Source organism: bacterium (genome assembly GCA_036524115.1).
GTDB lineage: Bacteria > JAUVQV01 > JAUVQV01 > JAUVQV01 > DATDCY01 > DATDCY01.
Genome location: DATDCY010000195.1, coordinates 1 through 2,349 on the forward strand (window position 1 = coordinate 1; position 2,349 = coordinate 2,349).

Annotated in this window: 4 protein-coding genes; all 4 read right to left on the bottom strand. The window is 68.0% G+C overall.

The features are described from left to right. The coding region (locus VI078_09395) for a hypothetical protein (GenBank protein HEY5999494.1) at nucleotides 1-550 on the bottom strand (550 nt) is incomplete at its 3' end. A gap of 2 nt (nucleotides 551-552) precedes the next feature. Next, nucleotides 553-1,032, bottom strand: a complete 480-nt coding sequence (locus VI078_09400; protein HEY5999495.1) for a prepilin-type N-terminal cleavage/methylation domain-containing protein — start codon at nucleotides 1,030-1,032, stop codon at nucleotides 553-555. Between the two features lie 43 nt (nucleotides 1,033-1,075). Continuing rightward, a complete protein-coding gene (locus VI078_09405) occupies nucleotides 1,076-1,555 on the bottom strand; it encodes a prepilin-type N-terminal cleavage/methylation domain-containing protein (GenBank protein HEY5999496.1) in 480 nt (159 codons plus the stop codon). Nucleotides 1,556-1,803: 248 nt separating this feature from the next. After that, a partial coding sequence (locus VI078_09410; GenBank protein HEY5999497.1) for a hypothetical protein occupies nucleotides 1,804-2,349 on the bottom strand: 546 nt, incomplete at its 5' end.

Here is a 2,349-nt window from a genome sequence, read left to right on the forward strand (position 1 = left end):
GCCCGCCGGCAGCGCGCGCGCCGTCGGACGCGGGGAACAGCAGCGCGCCCAGCGTCAGCAGGAGCGACGCGGCGAGGAAGCTCGCCAGAAAGTTGGGGTTGTAGAACGTGCCGGCGGGGCGCGGGACCGCGGGGTCGCCGCGCTGGAGCAGCACGAGCAGCGACTGCGCGGCGGCCTGCAGGCGGACGGCCGTCAGCGCTGTCTCGAGCCCCGCGAAGCTGGGGTGAAAGCAGAGGAACCAGTAGAGGATCGCCAGGCACAGGACGAAGAGCGCCGCGCCCTCGGCCGCGTGGTAGTACGGGGCCGCGACCGTCGAGGAGAGCACCCAGAACAGCAGGCCCGCGAGCGCGAGGTCGATCGCCCCGAGCCGCAGCTCGCGGCGCGGCGCGCGGCCCCAGTCCGCGGCCCAGAGCAGCGCGATGGCGAGGATCCCGGCCTCGACGGCGAGCGTCGGCAGCCGCGGGGTGCCGCCCTGGACGAGCGGCGGGACCAGCAGCAGGGCCGCGAGGACCCGCCAGGGGACCAGACCGGGCGAGCGCTCGCCGCCCACGGTCAGAGGCTGTCGCCCTGTTGGCGGATCTCTTTGTCGCCGCTGGTGATGGACCAGACCGACCAGACGCCGTTGCCGTCGAGGTCGCCGTGCGCCTCGGCGGTGAACCCGTCCGCGGGGAAGTCGACGCCGCCGAGCGCGTAGCTGAAGTAGACCCTCCCGTCGGGGGCGAACCCGAGCATGGAGAAGCGCGTGTTGGCGACCCACGGGAAACGTGCCGGGGGGTCCCCGGTGCGATCCGGCGTCATGGCCTGGTTGCCGACGTACATGCTGTACTCGGCGTAGTGCGACGTCTCGGTCACGCGGATCGCTCCGAGGTTCGCCTTGGCCTCCGCGATCTTGGCGCGCTCGCGCATCCGCATGAAGTTCGGTATGGCAATGGCGGCGAGGATGCCGACGATCGCGACCACGATCATCAGCTCGACGAGCGTGAAACCCGCCGAGCGAAGGGGGGGAAAAACGACGGGGGCTCCCGATCTCACGGGAGCCCCCTGCATGGCGATTCGGACCGGACCGCTGGCGCCCTTAGAAGGTGCCGCCGGTCTTCGAAATCTCAGTGGAAATGTCGCTGACCCAGAAGTCGGAGATCTGGCCGTCGGCGTCGAGGTCGCCCAGGGCGTGGATGTCGAAGCCGTTGACCTGGAGCGGCCAGTCGATGCCGTCCATCTTGTAGGAGAAGAAGACGTTCCCCTCGGGGGCGAACCCGAGGATCGAGAAGCGCGACGTCGTTCCGGCCGGGGCCCAAGGCAGCTTGTTCGGGTTGCTGGTGCGGTCGGCGACCGGGACCGGTGCCTGGTTGCCGACGTAGACGTTCCACTCGGCGAAGTAGGCCACCTCGGTGCTGCGGATGGCGCCGAGGTTCGACTTGGCCTCCGAGGTCTTCGCCTTGAGGCGGAACTGGAGGAAGTTCGGGATCGCGATCGCGGCGAGGATGCCGATGATGGCGACGACGATCATCAGCTCGACGAGGGTGAAGCCCTTCCGGTTCCGGATTCTCTGCAACATTTTACTGCCCTCCCCATTTGGTTGTCATCCCGGGCTATCGCCCGCTTTGGCTCGAGGATCTGCATCAACTGTGCCATGCAAAAGGGAACGGACCCGAAGGCAACAACGAACAATGCACCACGATGATTTCATTGACAATTCTACTTTGCGCAAAAGATTCCTGCGCGGATGGCGTCGCCGTCGCCGAGCCCGAAACCGACAAAAGCCGTCGCTTGCGGTCGACGATTTTCGTCGATTCGCGGATTTCGTCACAGCTTGACGACCGTGCCGATGCCCTTCAAGGAAAGGATGAGGGTGTACTCGTACTGGTCCGGCCAGTGGACGTAGCTGAGGGAGACGTCCCAGCACTGCGAGGTGTACTTGACGCTGAGGCGGTTCTCCACGAACACCTCGTCGGTGAGGTTGTAGCGCGAGCGCGCCCCGAGATCGACCCGGCCGAGCGTCAACTCTCCCCCGACGTCGAGGAAGTCCTGCGCAGAATCGCGGGTCGTCCGCCACTCGCCATGCAGCCGCAGCGTGGGCGAGGGCGTCCAGCCCACTGACACGTCCTGGTAGCCGATCCCCTCGCCGTAGACATCCAGGTTGCCGCGCCAGGACAGCTCGACGCCGCCCCCGGTCGCGGTGCGAGCCTCCCACTCGATCGGCGAGAACGGCTGCGCGTCCGCCATCTCGCCCTCCTCGGGGAAGGAGTAGCTCTGCGAGAGCTTGATCCAGACCAGTTCCTTGGTCGACGACAGCGGCTGCGCGGCCGCCGCAGCGGCCGCCAGTGCCCCCGCCGGCGCGGCGCCCGCGGC

Bases quoted from the DNA above. Each gene is read 5' to 3' on its own strand.
- VI078_09405 (HEY5999496.1), bottom strand. From the start codon at position 1,555: ATGTTGCAGAGAATCCGGAACCGGAAGGGCTTCACCCTCGTCGAGCTG.